General features: G+C 31.7%; 6 protein-coding genes. All 6 read right to left on the minus strand.

Features of this window, described 5'->3' with window-relative positions:
• Window positions 1-414: 414 nt before the first annotated feature.
• The gene (locus GH681_RS22385; RefSeq protein WP_153170270.1) at window positions 415-1290 is read right to left on the minus strand and encodes a hypothetical protein; all 876 of its coding nucleotides are present in this window, start codon (window positions 1288-1290) and stop codon (window positions 415-417) included.
• Window positions 1291-1368: 78 nt separating this feature from the next.
• Window positions 1369-1560 (minus strand): hypothetical protein, encoded by a 192-nt coding sequence (locus GH681_RS22390; RefSeq protein WP_153163726.1) that lies wholly within the window; start codon window positions 1558-1560, stop codon window positions 1369-1371.
• The gene (locus GH681_RS22395) at window positions 1561-1863 is read right to left on the minus strand and encodes a hypothetical protein (protein WP_153163727.1); all 303 of its coding nucleotides are present in this window, start codon (window positions 1861-1863) and stop codon (window positions 1561-1563) included. It lies immediately after the preceding gene.
• Window positions 1864-2451: 588 nt separating this feature from the next.
• Complete coding sequence (locus tag GH681_RS22400) at window positions 2452-2655, minus strand: hypothetical protein (RefSeq protein WP_153163728.1); 204 nt, start codon at window positions 2653-2655, stop codon at window positions 2452-2454.
• Between the two features lie 643 nt (window positions 2656-3298).
• A complete protein-coding gene (locus GH681_RS22405) occupies window positions 3299-4294 on the minus strand; it encodes a hypothetical protein (protein WP_153163729.1) in 996 nt (331 codons plus the stop codon).
• A 509-nt stretch (window positions 4295-4803) separates the two neighbouring features.
• Window positions 4804-5187 (minus strand): hypothetical protein (locus tag GH681_RS23405; RefSeq protein ID WP_194271317.1); only part of this gene is annotated, 384 nt, incomplete at its 5' end.

Raw genomic sequence — 5187 nt, forward strand, 5'->3', positions numbered from 1 at the left:
TCTATCTCTTACAGCTTTATTCATTACAAACGCTGTTACATAATTCTTTATCTATTCAGCATTTACTGGATCTTGAGCCTAATCTAAATTTTGTATACCATATGTACTTACTATTTGTTGAACGTTTCTTTCTATTCTTTCTTTTTCTCTTTTAATGTAGTTTCTCATATTATTTATATTTCTGAGATCTACATCTAAACCAGTATCCTCTGATAACTGTTGTAAAGTTTTAGTTCTATTAGTAAGAGCTTTATACAAATCTGTTATAGCTTGATTCTATAATTTTAGATAAGTAATATCATATACAGCATTTGAATATTCATCAAAAGTAGGTAAAGTAGATAAAAAATCTTGTTCTATTTCGTCTGCATATTCTGGAGTAGCGTTCATTTTGTATTGATAATCTTCATCAGACTATCTTTTACTTTCAACAAATGCATCATAAGATTCTCTAGCTTTTTGTAGGAATACATCATCTTTATTAGTTTTACCTTGCTCTATTATCTTTTCTAACTCTTTGGCTACATCGTTAGTTGATTGCTCTGCCTCATTCAATCTATCTTTAATATGTAGATAGTTCTTAACTATTTTTCTATGCTCAGAGCTGCCTCTCTTAATACCTAAATCTTTTAAATTTTCATCGATAGATTTATTACGATATTCAGCCCACAGATTAGTAGCTAGATTTTTATCTTCATCTATCATTTCGTCTGTTACTCCAGGCTGTTTCAATTTTTTAGCAGACTCTAAATAATCTGTAACATAATTAATATCTTTACCAGCTTGTAAAGCATCGAGGAAGACATCCATTTTGTTATCCTGTTCAGCATTACTATATCCTTTAGCGATAAGTTTTTGTACTTCTTTATCTGAAGCATACTGTCTTACTGCATTTTTCAATTGTACTGCATTACCAGCAAATGGCATTACTAAACCTATGAATCCACCAATATCCATCGCCTTCTTTAATTCATCATCTGTATTTAGATAATTATCGTTTGATAAACCAAAGTAAGCAAGATTGGCTTCATACCCAAGAAGACCAGCGTTGTATGCAGCAGATATAGGATTTATTCCTTTGTCTTTTAAATAGTCGTATTCTCCTCTTTGATATCTACTACCAACTACAGATTGAACACCTTCTTCACTACGTTCAGATACAAAATTAATAGCATTAGCTTTAGCGAATTTACCAATGTTTTCTAATAAATGTTTCCTAGTAATATTTTGTCCAGGTCTAGACGCTTTGTTCAGAATATTTTCCACCCCTCTGTCAATAGCTTTACCCAAACCAATCTGGTCTACTACACTTGGTATTTCATCTAAAGGTCTTTCTATACCTCTAGCTTTTGCTAATGCTTTACTAGCCTAATTCCATAATATTTTACCTCCATAGGAAAACGGCATACTTTGTAAATAATCTGAATAACTTAAAGCGTCATTCACATCTCTAACCATTTGTAAGCCATCAAAAGCATCGTTTCTGATTTCTTCAAAATCTTTTTGATCTGTAGTCAGACCTTGAGCTAAACCAGCTTGTAGTTTTTCATTTTCGTCCATCTAATCTACAGGATAACCTAACTCACCTAATCTAGGTTCCCAAGATTCTAATACTCTATTTACATCTGTCTTATTATCGTTAGCACTTTGCAATACTCTTTGCTGATAGTTGTCAAACACTTCACTAGCTGTTTCAGATTGCCTGTAATATTTAGCTAACCAAAGATTAAAAGCTGATTCTCCTAAAGCAATTGCTGTAGCTGCTTGACCAATACCTGGAACAGCAGTTATAGCACCTCTAACAGCTAGACTTCTAGCTGCTTTATTAGCCAATATTGAAGTTCCTGTTTGTAAGAACATCATTTCTATTTCAGACAAAGAACTACCAATATGACCTAGATTATAAAACCAAGATTTAGGATCAGTAATAGATAACTCAGATTCATTTACTCTCTACTCAAATTCTTTAGTAAGAGCGGTAGGATCGTACAACCAATTACCTTTCTTTAAAGTATTCTATCTTTTTACTATCTTAGCTGTTTTATCTTCGTATTCATCATTAGCATCAGATAACACTTTCTAAATAGCGTCTAATCTTTCTTTATCAGACATTTGTTGCTATTTATTGTTCCATAAGAAATCTTGTTCTTCCTAGTTTAATGCATTATCTTCTAACGCTGTAGCTATATTATCTAGCGGATTTACGTTGAATATATTATTATCTTTAAAGTCATTTAGCAAAGCTTTAAAGTTTATAGCTATACTACCATTTACATTCGTAGGATCTGTATCGTAGAATAAATCTCTTAAGTACGGATTAGATTTAGCATACTCTTTTATATTAGGTTCTAACTAATTAACAGTTTGCACTGCCATTTTCTATTCATCTGTAAGTATATTATTAGAGATATTATCTACAATAGACTTAGCTTCTAAATAGTTTTGAGCTTCCTATATCTGTGGTATCCATTTAGATTCTGTTTCCATTAAATTGTCTTGTAATTTAGACAATCCAACACTAAGTCTTTCTTTTTGTATATACTGATATAATGGATTAGCATTATCTAATACATTAGTTATTAGTTTTCCAGTATTCCATACAATATCTTCAGCTAAAGATCTTTTATTATCTTTAGCTTCTTCTACTACTGGCACTTCTTGTTCTGTAGTAAATTCATTTATTCCATATGACTATGGTAGTTGCGATATATCAAACCCTTCGCTGTACGGAGTCATAGCTTCCCTCACTAGCTATTGTCCTAGTGAGGGGGAATTCAAATTAAATTTATTTTTCTTAGCCATTTTTTATGCGATTTTATTTTTCTTCTTCTCCGGCAGAATAACCAATGCCGTAAGCTTCCTGTTGTGTACTTGGATATAATTCAGATCTAAATGCATCTGTCATAGATAGCTTCCATGCTTGTTGATCTAAGTATTCAGTATTTAATTTATCTTGTGGATCTGGAAGTTTATTTAGTAATTCTATCTACCAATATACATCTTCTGTAGGAACGTTGTAAGATACCTTTCCTTTATAATTATATTTACTGCTGTACTCTCCTTCTTCTAAATATCTTTGAAATGGTAGTTTACGTTTATCTCCTTCTTTTATTTCTGTAGATAGAGATACCTTGCCAGAGCGATCGTATATTCTTTTAGCTCCAGATATAACCATATCTGCATCTGTTATACCTAACGCATCTAATTGACTTTGGGGTATAGCTACTGTAATTACCTAACTAGAATTAGGCTGCACTTGTCCATTTTTATTTACAGGTAAAGTAAGAATATTACCTCCCTATTGAAGAATAACATTAGTAAGCTTACCGTTTTTAAGGGCATCTCTAAACTTATTCTTTCCAGATTCTACGTGTTTATAACCAGCTATTTCAGATATAACATCTGTAGCTAAATCTAATTGTCTAGGATTAGCTATTATTCTATATTTACCTAATGGAGTAGTAACCGTTTCAGATGTAACACCTGGTATAGTAGTTTGTAACAAATCATTTACAGAAGCTATAGGAGATGGAGCTGCAAATCTATTCAAAATATCATTAGTAGCATTTGATAAATCTATATTAGTCAATTTACCATCTGTAGCATATTCTTTGAATATTTCATTAAATAGTTTGTTTGGTGTGTAACTGTTAGATTCATTATATATTTTTCGTAATTGCTCCTTAAATATATTTGCAGATAAAGTGTCGCCTGATTGAGTAGCATTATTATATTGATCTGTTAAAGAATTTATCTGATCTCTATATTTATTAGCTATGTAAGCTTGAGTTCCTAATTTAAATGCATCTCCACCAGTAGTTGCAATAGATTCTGTCAATCTAAATGGTTTTTGAGCAGTTTGTTGTCCTGTTCTAGCCCTCTTTAATCTATCTTCTTCGTATATCTTAGATAAAGGATTAAGTTCTCTATCTTCATATGCAAATTCTCTACCAGCTCTATATATACGATTAGCAAATAAAGCATTGGCTTGTTCTGGAGTATATCCTTGCTGTATTAATACTTGTATATGTTTCTGTGCTTCAGGAGTGTTATATATAGCAGAAATATTGTTAGCTATTTCTTGATCTGTTCTTTCAGATGAAACTCCTCTCCAATCATAAGCACCTTCTTGTCTAATAAATCCAGGCTTTAGATTATCAACATAAGGTTTTACTAAATCTACTTCTGACTTATAAGCTAATGGAGCAACGTCATTAAATACTCCACTATCTAAAGTACTATAATTAGTAAAATCAACTTCATGCCATAAAGGATTATACTTACCAGACAGCATAAGTTGTTGATTTACTTTCTATCTCTAAAGTAATCCTTCTCTACTCTGTTGTAACTAACTTAGCTCATTATAAGGTCTAGTATTAATAAACGATTGTATTAAGGATCTACCTTCTGCTGTTTTAATCAAATCTGGATTAGCTGCTAATTTATTTACTACATCTTGTCCAGCTCCAACCGTTAAATCATACCATCTCTTAGTATCTACAGCTGATGGTGATCTAAACTCTGACCACTTAGTAAACTGATTACCTAAATCCTAATAAGCTTTATCTACTCTTTCGTTATTTGCTTTACCTATGGCATATAACTATTCAAAGGGTATTGGTGTATACTAACTAATATACTCACTTTCTATTGGTTTATCAAATCTATTCGTTGCCATTATCTTTTCAAATTATTATATAATTTAGTTAATTGATCTGATGTCATACCATATTCCAAATAAGGTAACATAGCTTCTAGTACAGCAGAGTCTCTTTTAGTTAAACGTTTATCTCTACTTATCTACTATATTCTTGTAGATAAATCACCAAATCCTTTTCTACGAATATTTCTAGCAGCTGCATCATTCTGAGCTTGTTCTACAGAAGCTAAATGTCTAGCATTAGCATACTGTTGTCCCCATTGATTAGCTATTTGAGCATTGTTAAATGCCATTTGATTTTCAACATTATTCTTAGTAGCATAAGCATTAGCGATAGCTTTATTCCTATTAACTGCTGATTGTAAACCAAATGCCATATTAGCTCCTGTGTTAGGATTAATATTAGCCATATTGTATCTAGCAATTCTATCGCTTAGAGTAGCTTCTCTAAGTATAGGATCTATGTTATAATCAGTAGGACCATATGCTGGATCATAAGTATATGTTTCTACTCTTTCAGGACTACC

The organism is Zoogloea sp. 1C4, assembly GCF_009469605.1.
In the GTDB taxonomy this organism is placed as follows: Bacteria; Pseudomonadota; Gammaproteobacteria; order Burkholderiales; family Rhodocyclaceae; genus Zoogloea; species Zoogloea oryzae.

Coding starts and splice junctions, on each gene's coding strand:
- GH681_RS22405 (WP_153163729.1), bottom strand. CDS start 4,294: ATGCTGTCTGGTAAGTATAATCCTTTATGGCATGAAGTTGATTTTACT.
- GH681_RS22395 (WP_153163727.1), bottom strand. CDS start 1,863: ATGATGTTCTTACAAACAGGAACTTCAATATTGGCTAATAAAGCAGCT.
- GH681_RS22390 (WP_153163726.1), bottom strand. CDS start 1,560: ATGGACGAAAATGAAAAACTACAAGCTGGTTTAGCTCAAGGTCTGACT.